General features: G+C 70.2%; 23 protein-coding genes. 10 read left to right on the top strand and 13 right to left on the bottom strand.

Annotated features, from left to right (window positions below):
* The first annotated feature begins 48 nt into the window (after positions 1 to 48).
* From QSK30_RS34490 to QSK30_RS34475, 4 genes are all read left to right on the top strand, one after another.
* Positions 49 to 477: a CBS domain-containing protein gene (locus QSK30_RS34490; RefSeq protein WP_285509530.1), complete on the top strand. Its 429-nt coding sequence runs from the start codon at positions 49 to 51 to the stop codon at positions 475 to 477.
* Between the two features lie 5 nt (positions 478 to 482).
* Positions 483 to 2,630: a 1,4-alpha-glucan branching protein GlgB gene (gene glgB / locus QSK30_RS34485; protein WP_285509538.1), complete on the top strand. Its 2,148-nt coding sequence runs from the start codon at positions 483 to 485 to the stop codon at positions 2,628 to 2,630.
* Between the two features lie 35 nt (positions 2,631 to 2,665).
* Positions 2,666 to 4,081 carry a neutral zinc metallopeptidase gene (locus QSK30_RS34480; protein ID WP_285509528.1) on the top strand — a complete coding sequence of 472 codons (1,416 nt, stop codon included), beginning with the start codon at positions 2,666 to 2,668 and terminating at the stop codon, positions 4,079 to 4,081.
* A gap of 70 nt (positions 4,082 to 4,151) precedes the next feature.
* Positions 4,152 to 5,639: a neutral zinc metallopeptidase gene (locus tag QSK30_RS34475; protein ID WP_285509526.1), complete on the top strand. Its 1,488-nt coding sequence runs from the start codon at positions 4,152 to 4,154 to the stop codon at positions 5,637 to 5,639.
* 672 nt (positions 5,640 to 6,311) lie between these two features.
* On the opposite strand, the gene QSK30_RS34470 is transcribed toward QSK30_RS34475, so the two are convergent.
* From QSK30_RS34470 to QSK30_RS34460, 3 genes are read right to left on the bottom strand one after another with little or no spacing between them, the layout of a single operon-like run.
* Positions 6,312 to 7,283, bottom strand: coding sequence for a tetratricopeptide repeat protein (locus QSK30_RS34470; RefSeq protein ID WP_285509524.1), 972 nt, complete (start codon positions 7,281 to 7,283; stop codon positions 6,312 to 6,314).
* Between the two features lie 45 nt (positions 7,284 to 7,328).
* Entirely contained in the window at positions 7,329 to 8,216 is an 888-nt protein-coding gene (locus QSK30_RS34465; protein ID WP_285509522.1) for an SCO6745 family protein, read from the bottom strand.
* Between the two features lie 49 nt (positions 8,217 to 8,265).
* Positions 8,266 to 8,562 carry an MTH1187 family thiamine-binding protein gene (locus QSK30_RS34460; RefSeq protein WP_285509520.1) on the bottom strand — a complete coding sequence of 99 codons (297 nt, stop codon included), beginning with the start codon at positions 8,560 to 8,562 and terminating at the stop codon, positions 8,266 to 8,268.
* A gap of 44 nt (positions 8,563 to 8,606) precedes the next feature.
* Here QSK30_RS34460 and QSK30_RS34455 point away from each other — a divergent pair, with 44 nt between their 5' ends.
* Positions 8,607 to 9,647 (top strand): DNA polymerase IV, encoded by a 1,041-nt coding sequence (locus tag QSK30_RS34455; protein WP_285509518.1) that lies wholly within the window; start codon positions 8,607 to 8,609, stop codon positions 9,645 to 9,647.
* 39 nt (positions 9,648 to 9,686) lie between these two features.
* On the top strand, positions 9,687 to 10,229 hold the full coding sequence (locus QSK30_RS34450; RefSeq protein WP_285509516.1) for a MarR family winged helix-turn-helix transcriptional regulator: 543 nt from the start codon (positions 9,687 to 9,689) through the stop codon (positions 10,227 to 10,229).
* A gap of 388 nt (positions 10,230 to 10,617) precedes the next feature.
* Here the strand turns inward: QSK30_RS34450 and QSK30_RS34445 are convergent, their stop codons facing one another.
* From QSK30_RS34445 to QSK30_RS34425, 5 genes are read right to left on the bottom strand one after another with little or no spacing between them, the layout of a single operon-like run.
* Positions 10,618 to 10,995, bottom strand: coding sequence for a DUF3817 domain-containing protein (locus QSK30_RS34445; protein ID WP_352231674.1), 378 nt, complete (start codon positions 10,993 to 10,995; stop codon positions 10,618 to 10,620).
* A 13-nt stretch (positions 10,996 to 11,008) separates the two neighbouring features.
* Complete coding sequence (locus QSK30_RS34440; protein WP_285509514.1) at positions 11,009 to 12,058, bottom strand: ABC transporter permease; 1,050 nt, start codon at positions 12,056 to 12,058, stop codon at positions 11,009 to 11,011.
* Complete coding sequence (locus tag QSK30_RS34435) at positions 12,055 to 12,972, bottom strand: ABC transporter ATP-binding protein (RefSeq protein ID WP_285509512.1); 918 nt, start codon at positions 12,970 to 12,972, stop codon at positions 12,055 to 12,057. The genes QSK30_RS34440 and QSK30_RS34435 overlap by 4 nt, the downstream gene beginning before the upstream one ends.
* A 57-nt stretch (positions 12,973 to 13,029) precedes the next feature.
* A complete protein-coding gene (gene meaB, locus QSK30_RS34430) occupies positions 13,030 to 13,998 on the bottom strand; it encodes a methylmalonyl Co-A mutase-associated GTPase MeaB (RefSeq protein WP_285509510.1) in 969 nt (322 codons plus the stop codon).
* A gap of 2 nt (positions 13,999 to 14,000) precedes the next feature.
* Positions 14,001 to 15,188, bottom strand: coding sequence for an acetyl-CoA C-acetyltransferase (locus tag QSK30_RS34425; RefSeq protein WP_285509507.1), 1,188 nt, complete (start codon positions 15,186 to 15,188; stop codon positions 14,001 to 14,003).
* A 132-nt stretch (positions 15,189 to 15,320) separates the two neighbouring features.
* On the opposite strand from QSK30_RS34425, the gene mce reads away from it, so the two are divergent.
* Positions 15,321 to 15,767, top strand: a complete 447-nt coding sequence (gene mce, locus QSK30_RS34420) for a methylmalonyl-CoA epimerase (RefSeq protein WP_285509505.1) — start codon at positions 15,321 to 15,323, stop codon at positions 15,765 to 15,767.
* Positions 15,768 to 15,809: 42 nt separating this feature from the next.
* Here mce and QSK30_RS34415 read toward each other — a convergent pair whose 3' ends face one another.
* From QSK30_RS34415 to QSK30_RS34395, 5 genes are all read right to left on the bottom strand, one after another.
* Positions 15,810 to 17,270, bottom strand: a complete 1,461-nt coding sequence (locus QSK30_RS34415) for a peptide MFS transporter (RefSeq protein ID WP_285509503.1) — start codon at positions 17,268 to 17,270, stop codon at positions 15,810 to 15,812.
* A 95-nt stretch (positions 17,271 to 17,365) separates the two neighbouring features.
* On the bottom strand, positions 17,366 to 17,923 hold the full coding sequence (locus tag QSK30_RS34410) for a DUF3558 family protein (RefSeq protein WP_285509501.1): 558 nt from the start codon (positions 17,921 to 17,923) through the stop codon (positions 17,366 to 17,368).
* The gene (locus QSK30_RS34405; RefSeq protein ID WP_285509499.1) at positions 17,901 to 18,887 is read right to left on the bottom strand and encodes a hypothetical protein; all 987 of its coding nucleotides are present in this window, start codon (positions 18,885 to 18,887) and stop codon (positions 17,901 to 17,903) included. Before QSK30_RS34405 ends, QSK30_RS34410 begins: the two co-directional genes overlap by 23 nt.
* On the bottom strand, positions 18,887 to 19,171 hold the full coding sequence (locus QSK30_RS34400; protein ID WP_285509498.1) for a hypothetical protein: 285 nt from the start codon (positions 19,169 to 19,171) through the stop codon (positions 18,887 to 18,889). Before QSK30_RS34400 ends, QSK30_RS34405 begins: the two co-directional genes overlap by 1 nt.
* 65 nt (positions 19,172 to 19,236) lie before the next feature.
* On the bottom strand, positions 19,237 to 19,638 hold the full coding sequence (locus tag QSK30_RS34395; RefSeq protein WP_285509496.1) for a VOC family protein: 402 nt from the start codon (positions 19,636 to 19,638) through the stop codon (positions 19,237 to 19,239).
* A gap of 59 nt (positions 19,639 to 19,697) precedes the next feature.
* On the opposite strand from QSK30_RS34395, the gene QSK30_RS34390 reads away from it, so the two are divergent.
* The 3 genes from QSK30_RS34390 to QSK30_RS34380 all read left to right on the top strand — a co-directional run bounded on the left by QSK30_RS34390 (position 19,698) and on the right by QSK30_RS34380 (position 23,044).
* Positions 19,698 to 20,264 (top strand): TetR/AcrR family transcriptional regulator, encoded by a 567-nt coding sequence (locus QSK30_RS34390; protein ID WP_285509495.1) that lies wholly within the window; start codon positions 19,698 to 19,700, stop codon positions 20,262 to 20,264.
* A 134-nt stretch (positions 20,265 to 20,398) separates the two neighbouring features.
* Complete coding sequence (gene ccrA / locus QSK30_RS34385) at positions 20,399 to 21,730, top strand: crotonyl-CoA carboxylase/reductase (RefSeq protein WP_285509493.1); 1,332 nt, start codon at positions 20,399 to 20,401, stop codon at positions 21,728 to 21,730.
* A gap of 108 nt (positions 21,731 to 21,838) precedes the next feature.
* A complete protein-coding gene (locus tag QSK30_RS34380; RefSeq protein ID WP_285509491.1) occupies positions 21,839 to 23,044 on the top strand; it encodes a coiled-coil domain-containing protein in 1,206 nt (401 codons plus the stop codon).
* Positions 23,045 to 23,463: the final 419 nt, after the last annotated feature.

Here is a 23,463-nt window from a genome sequence, read left to right as displayed (position 1 = left end):
AACGCCCGTTAGCGGGGAACCGCCAAGATCAGGATCGGGGTGTCCGTCATGCGGATCGCGGATGTGCTGCGGGGCAAGGGCTCCGAGGTCACCACCATCGACCCGGGCACCACGGTGGCGGGGTTGGTCGCGCTGCTCGCCGAGCGCAACGTGGGTGCGCTGGTGGTGATCGACGGCGCCGCGGTGGTCGGCATCGTGTCCGAACGCGACGTCGTGCGCGAGCTCGGCGCCCGTGGCCCGGACCTGCTCAACGCCACCGTCGCGGAGATCATGACGACCGCCGTGCTGAGCGCGCGGCCCGACGACAGCGTCGACAGCCTGGCCGCCACGATGACCGAGCGGCGGATCCGGCACCTGCCGGTGGTCGTCGACGGTTCCCTGGTCGGCATCGTGAGCATCGGCGATGTCGTCAAGAGCCACATCAGCCAGCTGGAAGCGGCACGCGACCAGCTCCAGTCCTACATATCCCAGGGTTGATCCTCTTGGTTGACGAGATCGAGCGCCTGCTCGCAGGCGCGCACCACGACCCGCACTCGCTGCTGGGCGTGCACCCGACCGCGGCCGGGGCGGTGGTCCGCGCGCTGCGGCCCAACGCCAAGTCCGTGGCGGTGCTCGTCGGCGACGAGCGGCACGAGATGACCGAGGTGGCCGACAGCGTCTACGCCGTCGACCTCGACACCGCGCCCCTGGAGTACCTGTTCGAAGTGGACTACGGCGCGGGCCCCGAGCTGGTCGAGGACCCCTACCGCTGGCTGCCCACGCTGGGCGAGCTGGACCTGCACCTGTTCGGCGAGGGCAGGCACGAGCGGCTCTGGGAGGCGCTGGGCGCGCACGTGCGCTCGTACGAGACCGGGCAGGGGACCGTCATCGGCACCTCGTTCGCCGTCTGGGCGCCCTCGGCCCGGGGCGTGCGGGTGTGCGGAGACTTCGACGGCTGGGACGGCCGGGCCAACCCGATGCGCTCGCTGGGCTCGTCCGGGGTGTGGGAGGTCTTCCTCCCCGGGGTGACCCCGGGGACCCGGTACAAGTTCCGCATCCACGGCGCCGACGGCTCCTGGCACGAGAAGGCCGACCCGATGGCCTTCGCCACCGAGGTGCCGCCCGCGACCGCGTCGGTGGTGTCCACTTCGGAGTACCAGTGGCAGGACGCGGAGTGGCTAGCCCGCCGGGACGCGACCGCGTGGGGCTCCGCGCCGATGAGCGCCTACGAGGTGCACCTGGGCTCGTGGCGGCGCGGGCTGGACTACCGCGAGCTGGCCGAGCAGCTCGGCGACTACCTGACCGAGCACAACTTCACCCACGTCGAGCTGCTGCCGGTGGCCGAGCACCCGTTCGGCGGCTCTTGGGGCTACCAGGTCACCTCGTACTTCGCGCCGACCGCCCGGTTCGGCACCCCGGACGAGTTCCGGCACCTGGTCGACGCGCTGCACGGGCGCGGCATCGGCGTGATCATGGACTGGGTCCCCGCCCACTTCCCGCGCGACTCCTGGGCGCTGGCCCGCTTCGACGGCAGCCCGCTCTACGAGCACGGCGACCCGCGCCGGGGCGAGCAGCCGGACTGGGGCACCCTGGTCTTCGACTTCGGCCGCACCGAGGTGCGCAACTTCCTGGTGGCCAACGCGCTGTACTGGATCGAGGAGTTCCACATCGACGGCCTGCGGGTCGACGCGGTGGCCTCGATGCTCTACCTCGACTACTCGCGCAAGGAAGGCGAGTGGCTGCCCAACGCGCACGGCGGCCGGGAGAACCTGGACGCGGTGCGCTTCCTGCAGGAGCTCAACGCCACCGTCTACAAGCACCACCCCGGCGCGGTCATGATCGCCGAGGAGTCGACGGCGTGGCCCGGTGTCACCCGGCCGACGCACCTGGGCGGGCTGGGCTTCGGCTTCAAGTGGAACATGGGCTGGATGCACGACACGCTCAGCTACATCGGCCATGACCCGGTGCACCGCAAGTTCCACCACAACGAGATCACCTTCGCGCTGGTGTACGCGTGGAGTGAGAACTTCATGCTGCCGCTGTCACACGACGAGGTGGTGCACGGCAAGGGCTCGCTCTGGACCCGGATGCCCGGCGACGACTGGAACAAGGCGGCGGGCCTGCGCGCGCTGCTGGCCTTCATGTGGGCGCACCCGGGCAAGCAGCTGCTGTTCATGGGCCAGGAGTTCGGCCAGGTCCGCGAGTGGTCGGAGTCGCGCTCGCTGGACTGGGAGCTGACCGAGCAGCCGCTGCACCGGGGCGTGCAGGCGCTGGTGCGCGACCTGAACGCGGTCTACCGCGAGCAGCCCGCGCTCTACGTCGACGACACCCGGCCCGAGGGCTTCTCCTGGATCGACGCCAACGACTCGGCGGGCAACGTGCTCAGCTTCCTGCGCGTGGGTGCGGACTCGGAGCTGCTGTGCGTGGCCAACTTCTCCGGTGGCCCGCACCGCGACTACCGGGTCGGGCTCCCCCGCACCGGCCGCTGGCGCGAGGTGGTCAACACCGACGCCGAGGTCTACGGCGGCTCCGGGGTCGGCAACCTGGGCGTGGTGCAGGCCGAGGCCACGCCGTGGCACGGCAGACCCGCGTCGGTGGTCCTGCAGCTGCCGCCGCAGGGTGTGGTGTGGCTGGTACCCGAGCCGTCTTGATCCGCGGCGCGCGCCCGCTGGGGCACACTGGACGGGTGCGCACGCGAACTCGACCCGGTCCGGCCCGGCTCGTGCCTGCCCTGATCGCGGTGTTGGCCGTGTTCGCCGCCAGTGCCTGCACGACCGCGATCCCCGGCAAACCGGTCAGCCAGGGCGCGGTCGTCTCGCGCGACGACCCGGGCGGCACCGGTGGGGTCGATCCCTCCTTCGTCGAGAACACCGACGGCGGGGAGATCGACCGGCTGGCCGCCACGGTGATCACCGACGTGCGCTCGTACTGGACCCAGCAGTTCCCGGACGCCTTCGGCAAGGAGTACGAGGACCTCAAGGGCGGCTACTACTCGGTCGACACCGCCGACGCGGGCAGCAAGGCGCCGCCTTGCACCAAGGACGCCATCGACGTCGAGGGCAACGCGTTCTACTGCCCCACCGCCGACTCGATCGCCTGGGACCGGGCCGCGCTGCTGCCGGTGCTGCGCGACCGGTTCGGCGAGGCCGCGGTGATGCTGGTGCTGGCGCACGAGATGGGCCACGCGGTGCAGAACCGCACCGGCGCCGGGGCCACCGAGCGCAAGGCCGACCCGCGCAAGTTCCCGACGATCCTGATCGAGGCGATGGCCGACTGCTACGCGGGCGCCTTCGTGCGCTGGGTGGCCGACGGCAAGGCCGAGCACCTGAGCATCGCCAAGGACCGGCTGGACACCGCGCTGGAGTCGCTGATCAGCTTCCGCGACCCGGTCGGCACCGACCAGACCGACCGCGGCGCGCACGGGGACGCCTTCGACCGCGTCTCGGCGTTCCAGGACGGCTACGAGCAGGGCATCAAGCTGTGCTCGGGGATGACGGTGGACAACCGCACGTTCACCCTCACCGACTTCACCACCGCCGACGACCAGGCGCGCGGCGGCAACGTCACCTTCGACCAGGTCGTCGGCTCGATCACGCCGAGCCTGGAGGAGTACTTCGGCGCCGAGGTGGCCAGGGTGGGCAAGCAGTGGACCAAGCCCGCGCTGCACACCACCCAGGACACCGCCGACTGCGACGCGAAGAAGCAGGGCCCGGTCGCCTACTGCCGCTCGGCCAACGCCGTGGAGTTCGACGCGGGCGCCGAACTGCGCGGGATCCACGCCGACATCGGCGACTACGCCACCGGCACCCTGCTCACCAGCCGCTACGCGATGGCGGCCCTGGCCGCGGTGGGCAAGCCGCTGGAGGGCCCGGACGCGCAGACGTCGGTGATGTGCCTGTCCGGGGCGTTCACCGGTTCCCTGTTCTCCGCCACCAAGGTCTACCTGTCCCCCGGTGACCTGGACGAGGCCGTCCAGGTGTCCCTGGACTACGACTACGCCGCGCGCGACGTCACCGGCGCCGCCCCCAGCGCGGGCTTCGACCGGGTGCGGGCCTTCCGCGAGGGCTTCACCAAGGGCGCCCAGCAGTGCGGGCTCGCCTGATCCGCTCCCGCGGGTTCGAGCGGGCAAGTACTGTGCACCCAGGCCAAACGGATGTGGAGTAGGGGACACGGTGCGGGGAATCGGTGCGCGTGTGCGGGTGGCGGCTGCCCTCGCGGCGGCGGTCGCGGTGGTCGTCCAGCTCGGTGGCTGCGCGGCCCAGCCGATCGAGGGCAGGCCGCGCGGCGTCGGCGACATCGACGCGGGCACCGCGGCGGGCATCCCGGTGAACAACGACGGCCCCAACGGCCCGAAGACCGACGCGAGCGACGCCACCATCCCGGTCGAGAACGCCGACAACGGCGAGATGGACCGGCTCGCGGTCAACGCGCTGTCCGACATCTACGACTACTGGTCCGAGCGCATGCCCGCCGACTTCGACGGCCAGCAGTTCGAACCGATCAAGCGACTCGCCTCCTACGACTCCGACGGCACCGCGATCAAGCTGTGCGGCCAGAGCACCGCCCAGTTGGTCAACGCCTTCTACTGCGGCGCGGACGACAGCGTGGCCTGGGACCGCGGCGTCCTGCTGCCGATGCTGAACAAGCAGTTCGGCCCGATGTCGGTGGTCGCGGTGCTGGCGCACGAGATGGGCCACGCCGTCCAGTTCCGGTTGGGGGCCAAGAGCAACATCAGCCAGTCGACCCCGACGATCGTCAAGGAACAGCAGGCCGACTGCTACGCGGGCGGCTTCTTCCGCTGGGTGGCGGAAGGAAAGGCCAAGCACTTCGACGTGAACACCGGCAAGGGCCTCAACCACGTGCTGGCCACCATGTTCTTCATCCGCGACCCGGCAGGCCTCTCGGCGAGCAAGCAGGGCGCCCACGGACTGGCCTTCGATCGCGTCTTCGCCTTCCAGGCGGGCTTCTCCGAGGGCCCCACCCGCTGCTCCCGGATGAACCAGGACGAGGTCAACAGCCGAGTCGTGGAGAAGGAGCGCAAGGAAACGGAGATGCAGGGCTCCAAGAACGGCGACGTCCGATTCGCGGACGTCAAGGTCCAAGAGCTGCTGCAGAAGAGCCTCGACGACGCCTTCAAGCGCACCGGCGCCAATCCCCCGAAGATCACCTACCAGGGCGCGGACTGCAAACAGGGCAAGTCCACCCCACCGGTCTCCTTCTGCGGCGAGGAGAACGTGGTGGCCATCGACCCGGACGCCATGCAGAAGATCGCCACACCACCCAAGCGCGGACAAGAGCCCGGCGTCGACGGAGCCGGAATCGGCGACTTCGCGGCATTCGCGGAAATCGCGTCCCGGTACTCGCTGTCGATCCAGAAGTCAGTGGGCGCCCCGCTGGACGGCGACAAGACCGGCCTGCGCACCGCATGCCTGACTGGCGCATGGGCGAAGTTCACCGACACAGCGGACTCGGGCGGCGGTCGGAAGCTCAGACTGGCGGTGGGCGACCTGGACGAGGCAGTGGCGGAACTCCTGCAGGACAACAGCCTGGTGGCAGCGGACGCGAACGGCAAACAGGTGCCGTCCGGCTTCGCACGGGTCGAGGCCTTCCGAATCGGTTATTTCGAAGGCGACAAGGGCTGCGCAAACCAGTTCAGCTAGTCCTTCCCTTTGATTTTCATTTTTAGATCTCAAGCCCTACGCTGCGCAACACCCGCTACGGATGTGCTCGATTCAGTGGACTCACTTCGTGTGGGGGGAGAGTACCGCTAAACTTGCCGTGTGGTGGGGATGCTCTTCACCCGCCCTTTTTTCACCACCGCGGTGCTCTAGGGGCCCCGCGCGAAGTGAGTTCACTGAATCGAGCGCCGCTTTAGTCGGGCAACCCGTATGGGCTACGTGTTATGAACTGGGCGTAGCTCGTACAGGTTGCCCGACTAAGACGCGGGCTCGATCTGGCGAACTCCCTTTGCGTGGGGCCCCTAGAGCACCGCGGTGGGGAAAAAGCGTGGGGTGAAGGGCATCCCCACCACCAGGTCAAGGTTAGCGGCACTCCTCCCCCACACAAAGGGAGTCCGCCAGATCGAGCACATCCGTAACGGGTGTTGCGTTCCGTAGGGCTTGAGAATTAGAGAGTGAAGGCAAAGACAGAAGAGCAGGGCAGAGCGGGGCCGGGGCTGAGTAGGCAGGGCGGGCAGAGCGCTGGGCTGGGGGGCCGGGCTGGGGCTGGGCCGGGCGGCAGACAGGCAGGACAGGGCCAGTGAAACGCAGAGGCCCACCGCGAACCGTGTCATGGGTGGTTCGGGGTGGGCCTCCGTTTGTCCACTTGGGACTTTAGAACAGAGCGCTGGCCAGGTCTCGTCGGGCCTTTGCGACGCGCTGGTCGTCTGCGGCGAACAGGTCGAACAGGGAGACCAGGTGCGTGCGGGCCTTGTCCCGTTCCGGTCCCGAGGACCGTCGGACCGCCGCGATCAAGCGGGCGAACGCCTGCTCCACCTGCTGGCCTGCCACCTCCAGGTCCGCCGCCGACAGCTGTGCGTCGACGTCGTCCGGTGAGATGTCCGCGCGGACGATCACCGACGGGTCGGTGGCTTGGGCGCGGGCCAGGAACTTGACCTGGGCCAGTGCTGCCTTGGCCTCGGTGTTCCCGGGTTCGGCGTCGAGGATCGCCTGGTAGGCGGTCTCGGCTGCCGGGAAGTCGCCGCGGTCGAAGGCTGCTTCGGCTGTGGTGAAGCGTTCGTCCTCGGGCTCCGGTGCGGGTTCTTCCTCGGCGGCCGCTCCCTCGCCCGCCTCGGCGGCACGGATGCCGGGGAGGCGGTCTCGGAGGGCGTCCAGGATGCTGTCGATCCACTGGCGGACGCGGTCTTCCGGGGGGACGTCGTTGAAGGCGTCCACCGGTTGGCCGCCCGCGATGGCGACCACCATCGGGACCGCCTGCACGCCGAAGAGCTGGGCGACGCGGGGGTTGAGCTCGATGTCCACCTTGGCCAGCAGCCAGGAACCCCGGTCCTGGGCGGCCAGCTTCTCCAGCACGGCGACGAGCTGCTGGGACTGCGCGGACCAGCTCGCCACCAAGGCGACGACGACGGGGATCTGCAGGGAGCGTTCGACCACCTCGGCCTGGAAGCCTGCCTCGGTGACATCGATGGCGTGCGCGCCGCCCTGGGTGGGGGCGGCGGACGTCCCGGCGGCGGCGGGCGGCGGTGTCTTCGCCGCGTCCGCGCGCGCCTTGAGGGCGGAGAGGTCTACGGCCCGCGAGAGGGCGGCCGACAGTGCGGCGGTCTGACGTGGATCTGGCCTGGTCACCTTGTCATCCTGGCATGGCCGCCCGGGTGCCGTCCGGCCTACCGGTCACCCGGTCGGTTCTCCCGCCAGCCGGACCAGTTCGCGCTCGGCCGCCAGTGCCATCGGGTTGACGAACATCACCTCGTTCGCCCTGGTGATCCGCAGGCTCAGCGGGGCGAGCAGCTCGACGAACCGGGCCGTGCCGCGCTCGCCCAGTTCCAGCCACGGTGCCAGGGCGGCCTCGTCGGTGAGCTGCTCGACCGACTCGCGCAGTTCGGCGCCCTCGGCGGTGAGCACGCCGGGCTCGTCGAGGATGCCGCGTTCGGCCAGCCGGGTCTCGGCGGCGGCCCACTCGTCCTCGGGGACCTGGCGGGCGGCGCGCAGGTACTCCGGGGACAGGTCGCGGTCGGCGCCGATCGCGACCAGGGCCTCGACCGGGTCCAGGCCCGCGGTGACCAGGGCCGCCACGTGACCGTCGCCGCGCGACTCGCGCAGGGTGGTGGCCACCTGCCACAGCGCCAGGTGCGGCTGCTCGGGCAGTTCGAGCGCGGCGTTGGCCGCGCCCAGCGGACGGCCCGCGGTCGGGATCCACGGGACCAGGGAGCGCGCCAGCTCGGCCGCCTCCGCGACGTCCGGGCCCTCGACGGTCTCGGTGCCGAGCATCCGGCGCAGCGCCCCGTCGACCCCGCGCAGCCGGGCGGCGAGGAACTCCTCGGGGGTGGCCACCGACCACGCCTCGGGCAGCGCCCGCTCCACCCTGGAGCGGTGGAAGTTGTAGAACACGCTGGTCACCAGCCACGCGGGCGCGGCACCGAGCGGCGCGGCGCGCAGGCCGAAGTAGCCCATCCACCGGCCCTTGCAGCCCAGCGCGTCGGTCTCGGCGATCGACTCGGGCGTGAAGTAGGTGACGGCGTGGTACGGCTCGAAGCACTGCCACAGCGAGCGAGGGTCCACCTCGGTACTCCCCTGCTAGTTGGTCGCCCGATAGTAGGACGCCCGAGTATCAGTTGGCCAGGTACTGCTCGACCCGCTCCACCTTGGCGGTGAGCTGGCCGGTGTGCCCGGGTCGGATGTCGGCCTTGAGCACCAGGCTGACCCGCGGGTAGTCGGCGAGCAACACCTCGGTGGCGCGTTTCACCACGGCCAGCACCTCGTCCCACTCACCCTCCACGATCGTGTACATCGCGGTGAGCTGGTGCGGCAGCCCGGACTCGCGCACGACGCGCACCGCCTCGGCGACCGCCGCGCCGACGTTCTCCGACTCCCCGCCGAGCGGGCTGACACTGAACGCGATGAGCATGCGTGACTCCTGTCGGGATCGGCCGATGGGCGCACACTATCGAGGTGGCCGGGCGGTCCTGGGTCCTGCACGTGGACCTCGACCAGTTCATCGCCGCCGTGGAGGTGCTGCGGCGGCCGGAACTGCGCGGCCTCCCCGTGGTCGTCGGCGGCACCGGCGACCCCTCCCGCCGCGAGGTCGTGGCCACCGCCTCCTACGAGGCCCGCGAGTTCGGCGTCCACTCCGGCATCCCCCTGCGGCTGGCCCTCAAGCGCTGCCCGGACGCGATCTTCCTGCCCTCGGACCCCGACGCCTACAACCTCGCCTCCGCCGAGGTGATGGCGGTGCTCCGGGACTTCGGCGTGGTCGAGGTCCTGGGCTGGGACGAGGCCTTCGTCGGCGTCGAGACCGAGGACGCCGAGGCCCTCGCCCGGGAGATCATGGCGGCGGTCCTCGAGCGCACCCGGCTGCACTGCTCCGTGGGCATCGGCGACAACAAGCTGCGCGCGAAGCTGGCCACCGGCTTCGGCAAACCGGCGGGCGTCTTCCGCCTCACCCAGGACAACTGGGTCGAGATGATGGCCCACCAGCCCACCGACGCGCTGTGGGGCATCGGCACCAAGACCGCCCGCAAGCTCGCCGAACTCGGCCTCACCACCGTCGGCGAACTGGCCCGTGCCGACGAGGACGACCTGGCCGCGCGACTCGGCCCGACCATGGGCCCGTGGTACCGAACGCTGGCACTGGGCGCGGGTTCGACGAAGGTGAGCGGCACGCCGTACATCCCGCGCTCGCACAGCCGGGAAACCACGTTCCAGGTGAACCTCGTCGACCTGGAGGATCTCCGCGCGGAGACGGTCAAGCTGGCCCGGCGCGTCGCCGACGACGTCGCCGCCGACGGCCGAGCGGTGATCCGGGTGTCGGTGAAGGCCAGGTTCGCGCCGTTCTGGACCGGCACCCGCAGCACCACCCTGCCGGCCCCCACCCACGACCCCGCCGACATCGAGACCGCCGCCCTCACCGTCCTGGAGCGCTTCGACCTCACCAGACCGGTCCGCCTCCTCGGCGTCCGCGCCGAGTTCGAACCGCCCGCGGGCGGCTACTGACCGGCTCCCCCGGTCAACCCACTGGTAGCTTCACTGGTCATGAGGCCGCGCTCGTTGCCCTTCGACCCGATCGCCCGCGCGGCGGAGCTGTGGGAGGACCGCATCGGCGACTCCTCGACCATGGCCGCCGTCACCAGCGTCATGCGCGTCCAACAGATCCTGCAATCGGCGGTGGACACCGCCCTCAAACCGCACGGGCTGACCTTCGCCCGCTACGAGGCCCTGGTCCTGCTGACCTTCGCCAAACGCGGCAGCCTCCCCATGCGGGTCATGGGCGAGCGACTCCAACTGCACCCCACCAGCGTGACGAACATCGTCGACCGTCTGGAAGCGGACGGTCTGGTCAAACGCACACCACACCCCACCGACCGCCGCACTACCCTGGCCGAGATCACCGAATCCGGCCACGAACGCCGCGCGGCAGCCACGGCAGCGGTCACCGCGGTGGACTTCGGCCTGCAGGGCCTCACCGAACGCCAGACAGCACAGCTGACCGACCTGCTGTCCAAGGTCCGCAAAGCAGTCGGCGACTTCCAGGACGACGGCAAGACCACCACCAGCCCACCCCAGCCCGAGCCGTAGTCCCAGTCCCACCCGGCAACACCAGCCGGCCCTGCCGCCACCACACCGCAGCCCCGACGCACCAGGCCGCCTCACCGCACCAGGCTGACCCACCACACCAGCGGCCCCACCACACCAGCGGCGCCCCACCACACCCCCTCCACAGGCTCGCGGACAGGCTCCCCACCCGCTCCACCGCAGCCCGGCAACGCCGGCCACCCCCGCGACCACACCCCGCCCTGCATCCCATACGCAGCCAAAAACACGGGCTGAATGTGCTTGTCAAGGCATCTTTCCCGCCTTGACAAGCACATTCAGCCCGTAGTCACAATTGAGCGTAGGGAAGCAGCACTATTCCACGGGAAGCAGCCCGTCATTCACCGAAGGGCGAAGGCGAGCAGCAACAAACTCACGCCTCAGCGCTGAGCAAAACCCCAGCAAACGCCCGCGACGACCCCACCGGATCCAACTTCCCAGTCCGCAGCGCCCACCGCTCGTAAACCAGCGTCGCCAACGGCGGCACGCTGCACGCGAACGCCCACACAGTCGTCCACCGATTCCATCCCAGCTGCCGAGAAGTGAACCAGGTCACCACGAGATAGGCCACGAAGACCGCCCCGTGGATCGGCCCGAAGACCTTCACCCCGAAGTCACCGAGATCAGTGGCGTACTTGACGAACATCCCCACGAGCAGGCCGATCCAAGACACGGCCTCGGCGAGGGCGACGACGCGAAAACGGGCGGCAGGCGTGTTCATGCGTTCAGTGTGGGGCGTGAGCGCGCTCACCAGCCCCCCGGGGCTAGTTGTCCTCCCAGGTGAACACCTTGGCTGCGACGAAGCCCACAACCAGTGTGAACGCGATGAGAACACCGCACGGCACCAGCAGCGCCTCGGGGCCCTTGCCGCGCACCAGGAAGTCGGTGATGCCGTCGTTCATGTGCCGCAGCGGCAACGCCTTCGACGCCGCCTGCAACCAGGGCGGCGCCAGGTCGATCGGGAAGAACGTGCCGGACAGGAAACTCATGGGCAGCACCACGATGTTGGCCGCGCCGGTGGCGGCTTCCTCGGTCTTGCACAGCGCGCCGACCAGCATGCCGATGGTGAAGAAGGCGAGGACCCCGCACAGGAAAACCGGGATCGCCAGCCACCAGGTGCCCGAGAGTGTGAGACCGAACACCGGCAACAACGCCACCCCGACGAAGATCAGCGCCTGGGTCAGCGCGACGCCGATGGTGACCAGAATGCGGGAGGTGAGAATTGTGGTCGGACTCACGGGCGCCAGTCGCAGCCTGCGCAAGACCTGCTTGCGCCGCCAGTTCACCAATGTCAGCGAGGCGCCGAACACGGCCGTGATGGCGATTCCCCAACTGAGGATCCCCGGGGTCAGGAATTGGATCGGCTTGAGCGAGGCGTCCTCCACCTGCTCAGCGTCGAACTCGTACTTCGGCGGTTGGCCGCTGGCGGTGACGTTGAGCTGCTGGGTGACCCCGGCGACCAAGCCGCGCACGGTGCCCGCCTGGGCCTGGTCGCTGGCCGCGAAGCGGAGGAGGACCTTGTCCCCGGTCGCCTCCACCAGCCCCGGCAGGTCCCCGTCGCGGACCTTGGCCACGCCCTCGTCCACGGAACCGAAGCGCTGCACCTCCACCGCGCCGGTCTGCTCCAGCGCGGCGATCACCGGGCCGTCGCCGACCGCGCCGATCTTGATCTTCTCCGCGCCCGCGTCGCGGAACAGCAGGCCGAAGATGACCAGGAACATCAGCGGGAAGACGAAGGAGAAGAACAGCGTGGCCTTGTCCCGCAGGAAGCCCTTGACCATGGCCGCGGACAAGCTCTTGAACGCACCCTTCACGCCCGGTACTCCCGTCCGGTCAGCTGGAGGAAGACGTCCTCCAGGGTCGCGGTCCGCACCTGCAGACCGTCGAGGGTGCCGCGCTCGGCCAGCGCGGCGAGCAGCGGCGCGGGCGTGCGGCTGCTGATGGTGAGCGACTGCTCGTCCTCGGTAACCTCGTCGGCCCCGGGCAGCGCCGCGGCCGCCTCGGCGGGCAGCGACCCGCGCTCGAGGATGATCCGGGTCGGCGCGTCGAGGCCGCGCACCAGCGCGGCGGGGGTGTCCATGGCCAGGATCCGGCCCTGGTCCATGATCGCCACCCGGTCGCAGAGGATCTCGGCCTCGTCGAGGTAGTGCGTGGTGTAGACGATGGTCTTGCCGCGGGCCCGGATGGCGCGCAGCACGTCCCAGAGGTTGCGCCGGGCCTGCGGGTCCAGGGCCGCGGTGGGCTCGTCGAGGAAGACGATGTCCGGGTCGTGCACCAGCGCGCACGCGATGGAGAGCCGCTGGCGCTGGCCGCCGGAGAGCTTGTCCTCGCGGGTGTCGGCCTTGTCGGCCAGCCCGACCAGCTCCAGCGTCTCCCGCGCCCGCTCGGCGCCGACGCCGTAGAGCGCGGCGAAGGTCTCCAGCTGCTCGCGCGCGGTCAGCTTGTCGAAGAACGCCGACGCCTGCAGCTGCACGCCGATCCGCGGCAGCAGCGCGGTGTCGCGCGGGAACGGGTTGTGGCCCAGCAGCCGCACCGAACCGGAGTCCGGTTCGCGCAGTCCCTCGATGATCTCCAGGGTGGTGGTCTTCCCGGCGCCGTTGGGCCCGAGGATGCCGAAGAACTCGCCGTGGCCCACGGCGAAGGAAACACCGTCCACAGCGTGCAGGTCCCCATAGGACTTGCGGATGTCGCCGACGACGATCGCGTCGCCCGCCCCCGTCTCTGTCATGCCGCGAACCTAGTACGCCATGAGCCCCGCGCGGCAACGAATCCGCGCGGGTAGGGGTCAGTCCCGGCCGACGCCCGCGATCAGGGTGTCGGCGGCGGTGTACGGGTCGAGCTCGCCCGCCATCACGGCCTTGGCGAGCCGGTCGAGGGTGTCGCCGCCGTGCAGGTGCCCCAGCCGCGCGCGCACCGCCTCGACCGCGATCGCCTCGATCTCCGTGCGCGCCCGCAGTGCCCGCCGGTGTTCCAGCTCGCCGTGTTCGACCAGCCAGTCGCGGTGCGCGGAGATCGCGTCGACGACGTCGATTATGCCCTCTTCGCGCGCGGCGACAGTCTTGACGATCGGCTGGCGCCACCGCGGGCCGCGGATCTCCCGGCGGCCCAGCGAGATCATGTACTTCAGCTCGCGCACCGTGGTGTCGGCCCCGTCGCGGTCGGCCTTGTTGACCAGGAACACGTCGGCGATCTCCAGGATGCCCGCCTTGGCCGCCTGGATGCCGTCGCCCATGCCCGGGGCCAGCAGCACCAGCGTGCTGTCGGCCAGCGCCACGACGTCCACTTCGGACTGTCCGACTCCGACCGTCTCGACCAGCACCACGTCGAACCCGGCAGCGTCGAGCACGCGCAGCGCCTGCGGGGTCGCCCAGGCCATCCCGCCGAGGTGGCCGCGGGTGGCCATCGAGCGGATGAACACCCCGGGGTCGGTGGCGTGCTCCTGCATCCGGACGCGGTCACCGAGCAGCGCGCCGCCGGAGAACGGCGAGGACGGGTCGACCGCGAGCACGCCGACCCGCTTGCCCTGCGCGCGGTAGGCCGACACCAGCGCCGAGGTGGTGGTCGACTTGCCCACCCCGGGGGCGCCGGTGAGCCCGATGACCTGGGCCCGACCGGTGAACGGCGCCAGCGCCGCGGCCACCTCGCGCAGCCGCGGACTGGCGTCCTCCACCAGCGAGATCAGCCGGGCGACCGCGCGCGGCTGGCGGTCCCGCGCGCGGTCGACGAGATCGGCGACCGCGACCTCGCGGGCCAAGCTCAGGCCTTGGGCACGCTGATGATCAGCGCGTCGCCCTGGCCGCCGCCACCGCACAGGCCCGCCGCGCCCACGCCGCCACCGCGGCGCTTGAGCTCGTAGGCCAGGTGCACGACGAGCCGCGCGCCGGACGCGCCGATCGGGTGGCCGAGCGCGATCGCGCCGCCGTTGACGTTGACGATGTCCTCGCTGACGCCGAGCTCCCTGGTGGAGACCAGGCCGACGGCGGCGAACGCCTCGTTGATCTCGACCAGGTCGAGGTCGGCCGCGGTGATGCCCTGCTTGGCCAGCGCGGCCTTGATCGCGTTCGACGGCTGCTCGTGCAGGCTCGCGTCCGGACCGGCCACGACGCCGTGCGCGCCGATCTCGGCGATCCAGGACAGGCCCAGCTTCTCGGCCTTCGCCTTGGACATGACCACGACCGCGGCGGCGCCGTCGGAGATCTGCGAGGCCGAGCCCGCGGTGATGGTGCCGTCGCTGGCGAAGGCCGGGCGCAGCTTGGCCAGGCCCTCGGGGGTGGTGTCGGCGCGCACGCCCTCGTCGGTGTCGAAGACCAGCGGGTCGCCCTTGCGCTGCGGGATGGTGACCGGGGCGATCTCGTCGGCGAAGCGGTTCTCGGCGATCGCGGCGGCGGCCTTCTGGTGCGAGGCGGCGGAGAAGGCGTCCTGCGCCTCGCGGGTGAGCTCGTAGCGGGAGTTGAACTTCTCCGTCGAGGCGCCCATCGCGACCTGGTCGAAGGCGCAGAACAGGCCGTCGGTGGACATGTGGTCCTGCAGCGTGACGTCGCCGAACTTGTAGCCGGAGCGCGACTTGGGCAGCAGGTGCGGGGCCTGGGTCATCGACTCCTGGCCACCGGCGACCACGATGTCGAACTCGCCCGCGCGGATCAGCTGGTCGGCCAGGGCGATCGCGTCGAGGCCGGAGAGGCAGACCTTGTTGATGGTCAGCGCCGGGACCGACATCGGGATGCCCGCGGCGACCGCGGCCTGCCGGGCCGGGATCTGGCCCGCGCCCGCGGTGAGCACCTGGCCCATGATCGTGTACTGCACCTGGTCCGGTGCGACGCCCGCGCGCTCCAGCGCCGCCTTGATGGCGATGCCACCGAGCTGCGCACCGGTGAGGTCTTTGAGCGAACCGAGCAGACGACCGATCGGGGTGCGGGCCCCCGCGACGATGACGGATCCGGACACAGCGGTCTCCTAAGCGATGCGAACAGGCGTTAACCTGGACCATACTCGGGATCGACCACTTCGCCCGGGTGGTGTGTGAGTAGCCGCACAGCGGCGGGCTACCGGCTGGTAGGTCGGGCGTATCGTCTGCGTATGAGCGATGTCCTGCGGACCCATGTGGTGGCGATCGATCACGTCGGCGTCGCGGTGCCCGACCTCGAGGTGGCGATCGCGTTCTACCGCGACCACTTCGGGCTGGAGTCGGTGCACGAAGAGGTGAACGAGGAGCAGGGCGTCCGCGAGGCGATGCTCCGCGCGCCGGGCGACGACGGCACCGGCACCGCCGTGCAGCTGCTCGCGCCGCTGGACGAGAAGTCCACGATCGCGAAGTTCATCGGCCGCAACGGCCCCGGGCTGCAGCAGCTCGCCTACCGCGTGGTCGACGTGGAGGCCACCTCGGACGCGCTGCGCGCCGCGGGCCTGCGCCTGCTCTACGACAAGCCCAAGCGCGGCACCAGTGACAGCCGGGTCAACTTCGTGCACCCGAAGGACGCCGGTGGCGTCCTGGTGGAACTGGTCGAGCCCGCGGCAACGCACTGATCTGGCAGCCGGGTAGCGCTTCCGCGCTACCCGGCTATCGGACTAACGGACACCGTTCATCAGCTTGCGCACCAACGGGGTCAGGGCCGCCATCACCACACCCAGCCCGATCGCCGCGCCGCCGAGGATGCCGAAGTACGCGGGCTCGCCGTCCTTGGTGTAGAACTTCGCCAGCCCGCCCGCGACCGAGCTGCCCAGCGCCAGCGACAGGTAGAACAGCGCCACCATCTGCGCGGTGTAGGCCTTCGGCGCGAGCTTGGTCGACAACGACAGCCCGACCGGCGACAGGCACAGCTCGCCGAGCACGAAGATGACCAGCACCAGGACCAGCAGCAGCGGGGCGATCACCTTGTCCCCCTTGGTGAACCCGAGCAGGGCCATCACCAGGAACGCCACGCCCATGCTCGCGACCCCGATCGCGAACTTCACCGGCGTCGAGGGCTGCCGCGACCCCAGCCGCACCCAGAGCGCGGCGAACACCGGCGCCAGCAGCACCACGAACAGCGGCTCCACGGAGTTGAACCAGGACGGCGGGATCTGGAAGCCGAACAGGTCCAGGTCGACCCGCTCCTCGGCGTAGATCGCCAGCACGGTGAACTGCTGCTGGAACAGCGACCAGAACCCGAAGCTCACCAGGAACATCGGGATGAAGGCCACCACCCGCTGCCGCTCGGTCCGGTCCACCTGCTTGCTGAGCAGCAGCACGGCGAACAGCACCACGGCGGCGGTCGCGATCACCCACGTGACCACGGTGGCGAGGTTGTCGGCGTCGACCACGCCGAAGAGCACGAGAAGCACGACCGCCACCACACCGAGCGCGATCACCCCGAACGCCCGCAGCCGAGCCGGACCGTCGAGCGGGTTGGGCACCACGCGCCCGGACTCCGGCAGGTTCTTGCGCCCGAGGGTGTACTGCAGCAGCCCCACCGCCATGCCGACCGCGGCCAACCCGAAGCCCCAGTGGAACCCGAGGCGGGTCTGCAGCAGACCGGTCAGCAGCGGACCGACGAGCGCGCCGAGGTTGATCCCCATGTAGAAGATCGAGAACCCGGCGTCGCGGCGCTCGTCCCCGTCCTCGTAGAGGGCACCGACGAGCGCGGTCGCGGTCGCCTTGAGGCCACCGGAGCCCAACGCCACGCAGATCAGACCGGCGGCCACACCGGTCACGCCGGGGATCACGGCGAGCAGGACGTGGCCGACGAGGATCAGGGAGCCGCTGTAGAAGAGCGTCCGCTCCGGCCCGAAGAGGCGGTCGGCCACCCAGGACCCGGCGATGGTCGCCAGGTAGACCGAGCCCCCGTACGCCCCGACGATCCCCGCCGCGGTCGCCTTGGCGATGCCGAGACCGCCCTCTTCGACGGTGAAGTACAGGTAGTAGAGGAGGATCGCCTGCATCCCGTAGAAGGAGAAGCGCTCCCACATCTCGGTACCGAAGAGGTTGGCCAACCCCCGTGGATGCCCGAAGAACCCCTTCGGCCGCTCAACCTCGGTTGCGGTGCTCACGCGCGGAATGTCCTTTACGCCCGGGTACGGCCCCATCGCCGCACATCAGTCGCGGTGAACCTTCCACCGAACGGGCGTGACCACACGTCCGAATCTCACCGACCACGCAACGTGACCACCAACGCCTCCGCGACCTCGAGGACCGTCGAGCAGTTGTCGCCGTCCCTGGACAGCTTCGTCGTGGTCAACTGGATGCCCTGCCGGTCGGAGAGACCTATGGTCAACGTGCAGTGGACGCCGTCCGGCGCCTCCACGACAGCCGGGAGATCGGCCTTCATCATCGGGATGAACTCGGGTCCGACCTGCTTCCCGCTCGCGTACACCTCGCGCAGGATGTCCCGATCCGGGTACAGCACGATCTCCAGCGTCTTGGCGTCGAAACTGGTGCGCCGCCAACCGCAGCGCGGCCCGTCACCCAAGCCCGGTTCCTCGAACCCCACCGCCTGCACAGCGTGCGCGGGCACCACGGCACAGGCGCCCTTTGAGACATCCCCGAGCCGGACAGGCCGGTCCACGACGGGCACCACGGGTGCCGTGGAGGAAGGCTGAACGGGTCTGGGTGGCTCCGGTTCCGCTCCGCAGCCACCTACCACCGCGCACAACACCACCGCCGCCACCAACCGACGCGCCTCAGTTCGCACCAGGATCACCATCCAGAGCTCGTGAGATCAGCCCGGGTGGGGCCTGCTTCTCGGCGACGTACTCTCCGCGACGCCGGTCGACCTGCGAGCCGAAGCCGGGTGGGGCCTCACCACGGTGCGAAAAGTTCTCGTAGCGGAAGTCCGGGCTGTCCACATCCACCGAGGAGGGCAGCGGGGAGAACAACTGGGTTGGCGCCGAAACCCCGTCGCGGTACCCGACCAGCCTCAGCTGGATCCGGTCCACCGCCTCGAGGTACCTCTGCCGGTGCTCAGTCAGCGCGGCCTGGAAGGACTTCCATACGTCGTCCGGGGTCTCGCCGCCGAGATTGGGGGTGTACACCTCGACGCCCACGGTCGCCGCCCCGGACAAGACCAACAACCCCACCGCGACCCCGGCTCCGGCCGTCGCGGCACCCACGACCGCGGCGACGACCGCCGCACCGATCTTCAGCTCCACGCCCGCCCTCCGCTCGGCGTCGGCCTCCCGGAACTCCCTCGACACCTCGACCCACTTGTCGACCAAGCGCTTGAAGTCCTCGCGCACCTGCACCGCCAGCACATACGCCGAGGCCAACGCGATCAACTGCTCGTTGAGGTGGTCGTTTTGGGCCCGCGCGAAGTGCTCGATCATGCCCAGGTGCGCGGTGAACTGCTCGGCGGCCACCCCGTTCCAGTCGACCAGGGAATCGCGGACCGCGGTGAAAGCACCCAGGACGTCGCGCTGGTAGTCGTCTCGCATGACCTCGGCGAAGTGCCCGAAGTTGTCCCAGATCTTGGGTGGGGACAGGGTCAGGATGTCGCTGGTCTCCATCCACAGCCGGTTCTCGACGCCGCTGAGCAGCCCCGGCGTCTCCAGGATCTTCGCCCCGGTGTCCCCGTACGTCCCGTGCACCGCCAGCCGACCCACCTCGGCGACCACCCGGTTGATCAGGTCGCCGATGAGGTTGTCGTCGGGCCATTGTGGTCCGTCGGTCATCAGGCTCTTCCGTCCGCGCGGCGGTACAGGGCGGCGACGTCGGTCAATGCCGCCGCCGTCTCTTCAACCACCTGGGTCGCGGTGGTGGCGCGGTCGCGCAGCAGGGCGTTGAACTCGTACAACGTGCTCTCGACGTTGGGTGCCATCGTCGACGGGGCGACCCCGTCGAAAGCACTCAGAGCACCCACCTGCCGGGACATCAGGTCCGCGAGCGCGGGCAGGTGCACGGTGGCCGCTCGGGTCAACTGGTCGAGGTCAGCGTCGAAGGCGCGTTCGTCCGGCAAAGGTCCCCCTCAGGTCCACGGCGGCCCCCGCCGCCCGCCAGAGACTACGCAGTCGGGTCGGTCCGTCACGGGGAGTTCGCGGAGATCCATTCCGGGTCGGGCTCGATCGGCTGGACGAACTCCACCACCGGACCCGGGGACGCGGCGAAGAAGTGGCGTTGACCCCAGGGCTCGTCGCGGCAGGGCGCGATGATCTCGACGCCCGCGTCCCGCAGTCGGATTTCCACCGCCGCCGCGTCCTCGACCACGAAGGCCAGAACCGCGCCGCCGACCTGCCCTGCGACCGGCATGGACGGGTGGCCGCGGGTGACGAAGTCGAGCCGGAACGACGGGGCCGACGGGTGCGTCAGGTCCGCGTACCACCCCAGGTCGACCGCGACCGCGCAGCCGAGATGGGAGACGAAGAAGTCGCGGCAAGCGGCGACGTCCTCGACCAAGAACGCCGCGGCGAACGTGCTGAATCGCATGGATCCTCCAAATCACTACGTCCGTAGTACTATAGGCATAGTGATTCGAGGAGGCGCAAGTGCGAACCAACCCCGAGCGGCGAACCGCCTTGACCGACGCGGCTGTCGACGTGCTCGCCGACGAGGGCGCGCGCGGGCTCACCTTCCGCGCGGTCGACACCCGCGCGCAGGTCCCCGCAGGCACCACGTCCAACTACTTCCGCACACGCGACGAACTGCTGGTCGCCGTCGGCGCGCACGTGTTCACCCGACTCGCGCCCGATCCGGCGACCGTCCACAGTGCCCTGTCACATCGCCGCGACCACGCGCTGCTGGGGCAATTCCTGCGCGACATCGTCGACCGGGCGACCGCCGATCAGGCCGCGCACCTCGCACTGCTGGAGCTGCGCCTGGAATCGACACGCAAACCCGCGCTCGCGGCCACCTTCACCGCCACCATGGTCGACGCGCTCCGCGCGAACGTGGCCTTCCACCTCGACGCCGGGCTTCCCGGCGACGAGGAGTCCGTCGAGCTGCTCTACGCGACCACGACCGGGTTGATCATCGAGCACCTCACCCTGCCGGAGTTCTTCAGCCGCGCCAGGGTCGACCGGCTGATCGCCCGGCTTGTGTCCACTATGGAGTGACCCTCCCCCGATCGGGGCACACTCCGGGTGCCATCTGTCACATCGCTGGCCCTGAATCGCTACTCGTAAGTAACCTCGCTCCACCTGGGTGTCCCCGCCCGGACGAGGTAGCCCGAGTCAGCCAGGAGGTCCGCGTGCAGAAGATCCTCGACGCCATCCAGGCCGGTGAGTTCGAGGCGATCGGCTCGTTGCCGGTACCCGAGCACTACCGCGGGATCACCGTGCACGCCGACGAGGTCGGGATGTTCGACGGCCTCGAAACCCGCGAGAAGGACCCGCGCCGGTCGCTGCACCTCGACGACGTGCCCACCCCCGAGCTGGGCCCGGGCGAGGCGCTGGTCGCGGTGATGGCGAGCGCGATCAACTACAACACCGTCTGGACCTCGATCTTCGAACCGGTCTCCACCTTCAAGTTCCTCGAGCGCTACGGCCGCATGTCGCCGCTGTCCAAGCGGCACGACCTGCCCTACCACGTGGTCGGCTCCGACCTGTCCGGCGTCGTGCTGCGCACCGGCCCCGGGGTGCACAACTGGAAGCCGGGCGACGAGGTCGTGGCGCACTGCCTCAGCGTCGAACTGGAGGGCCCGGACGGCCACAACGACACGATGATGGACTCCGAGCAGCGCATCTGGGGCTTCGAGACCAACTTCGGCGGCCTGGCCGAGCTGGCGCTGGTCAAGTCCAACCAGCTGATGCCCAAGCCCGCGCACCTCACCTGGGAGGAAGCCGCGTCCCCCGGACTGGTGAACTCCACCGCCTACCGGCAGCTGGTCTCGCGCAACGGCGCGGGGATGAAGCAGGGCGACGTCGTGCTCATCTGGGGCGCCTCCGGCGGCCTCGGCTCCTACGCCACGCAGTTCGCCCTCAACGGCGGCGCCATCCCGGTGTGCGTGGTGTCCAGCCCGGAGAAGGCCGAGCTCGCGCGCCGGATGGGCGCCGAGCTGATCATCGACCGCAGCGCCGAGGACTACCGGTTCTGGAAGGACGAGCACACCCAGGACCCGCGCGAGTGGCAGCGCTTCGGCGCGAAGATCCGCGAGCTGACCGGCGGCGAGGACCCCGACATCGTCTTCGAGCACCCGGGCCGGGAGACCTTCGGCGCCTCGGTCTACGTCACCCGGCGCGGCGGCACCATCGTCACGTGCGCGTCCACCTCCGGGTTCCTGCACCAGTACGACAACCGCTACCTGTGGATGAACCTCAAGCGGATCATCGGCTCGCACTTCGCGAACTACCGCGAGTCCTGGGAGGCGAACCGGCTCATCGCCAAGGGCCTGGTGCACCCGACGCTGTCGAGGACCTACGCGTTGGCCGACACCGGGCAGGCGGCGCTGGACGTGCACCGCAACGCCCACCAGGGCAAGGTCGGTGTGCTGTGCCTGGCACCGGAGGAAGGTCTCGGTGTGCGCGACGAAGCGTTGCGCGCCAAGCACATCGACGCGATCAACCGCTTCCAGGACCGCTGATCCACTTCGCGGCGGCGGTGTTCCGACCACACCGCCGCCGTGGGGTTTCATCCCAGGGAACACGCGACTACTCGTGAGCGCCCTGTCTCTTACGGGTAGCGTGAGCCCATGGGCTTGGGCGAGGAACGCGATCTCGTGCCGTTGGGTGCCGGTTTCGACATCACCAAGCGGGGCTACAGCCGCGCGCAGGTGGAGGAACACCTCGAACGGCTCGACGCCGAACTGCAACTGCTGCACGCCGACCGCAACGCGGCGGTGTCGCAGGCGGCCGACCTCGCCAACCAGCTCGAGCGCAGCCGCGGCGAGATCAGCGACCTGCGCGGCCAGATCGACCGGCTCTCCCTCCCGCCGACCACCCTCGAGGGCCTCAGCGAGCGGCTGCAGCGGATGCTGCGGCTGGCCACCGAGGAGGCCGACGAGACCAAGGCCCGCGCCGAGGCCGAGGCGGGCCACATCCGCGCCAAGGCCGAGGGCGACGCCGTCGCGCTGCAGCAGCGGTACAAGAACCTGATCGGCGAGCTCGACGCCCGACGCGCCGAGATGGAGGCCGAACACCGCGGCGTGCTGGACAAGGCCCGCGCCGAGGCCGACCAGACCGTCGGCACCGCCCGCGCCGAGGCGACCCGGCTCACCGCCGAGTCCGAGCAGCGGCGCAGCACCGTCGAGGACGACTTCGAGATCGCCATGGCCGCCCGCCGCACCGAGGCGATGCGCGCGCTGGCCGAGCAAGAGGCCACCAGCAAGTCCGAGGCCGAACGCCGGGTCCGCGAGGCCACCGAAGAGGCCAACCGCCGCCGCCACGACGCCATCACCGAGTCGACCGCGCGGCTGCAGGAAGCCACCACCGAGGCCCACCGCCGGGTGCGCGAGGCCACGGAGGAAGCGAACCGCCGGATCAGCCACGCCGCGCAGCGGGTCGCCGCCCTGCGCCAGCTGCGCTCCCGGGTGGCCGACCAGCTGGTGTCCGCCCGCGACCTCATCGCCGACGCCCACGTGCAGCTGGCCGACGCCGCGCCGATCCTCGACCCGCTCCCCGAGGAGCGCACCACCCCGAAGACCATCGACGGCTCCCCCGCCGACGAGTCCCCCACCCGGATGATGGCGCCGGTCCCCGGACCGCCCAAGGAACACTGGGAGCCCGCCGAGGTGGAGGCCGAACGAGTGCCCGCCACCCAGCCGGACCGCCCAGCCGAACCCGCCCGAGCCGCCGAGTCCCCCGACCAGGGCGGCGAACGCACCCAGCGCCTCACCAAGCCCCCGGGCGCTCCGGGCGCCCCGGTCAAGAAACCCCACGCCACAGCCCGCCGCCGCTAACCCCGGCCAGCTCGCTCCTTCTAGGCCCCACTGCATACTTCCAGCCCCGCACAAAGGTAAGTAGCTCACCTTTGTGCGGGGCTGAATTTTGCAGTGGATCACCTGACGCTCGCCAACTTCAACTGACCCAAAAAGTAAGTCACTCACCTTGATGCAAGAAGGAATCCCGCCGAGCCGACATGCCTCAAGGCCGCCAACCCTCCGACCCAACCGACTCCAGGCCCCACCCAACCGCAACTCCCAACACAAGGGCTGGTCTTGCGCCCGACTCCCCCCCCTGCGCGCGGTCTCCCCCAGCCCAGCCCAGCCCAGCCCAGCCCAGCCCAGCCCAGCCCAGCCCAGCCCAGCCCAGCCCAGCCCAGCCCAGCCCAGCCCAGCCCAGCCCAGCCCAGCCCAGCCCAGCCCAGCCCAGCCCAGCC

This window comes from Actinokineospora sp. NBRC 105648, assembly GCF_030269645.1.
Taxonomy (GTDB): domain Bacteria; phylum Actinomycetota; class Actinomycetes; order Mycobacteriales; family Pseudonocardiaceae; genus Actinokineospora.
This window is presented reverse-complemented; position numbering and strand designations above follow the sequence as displayed.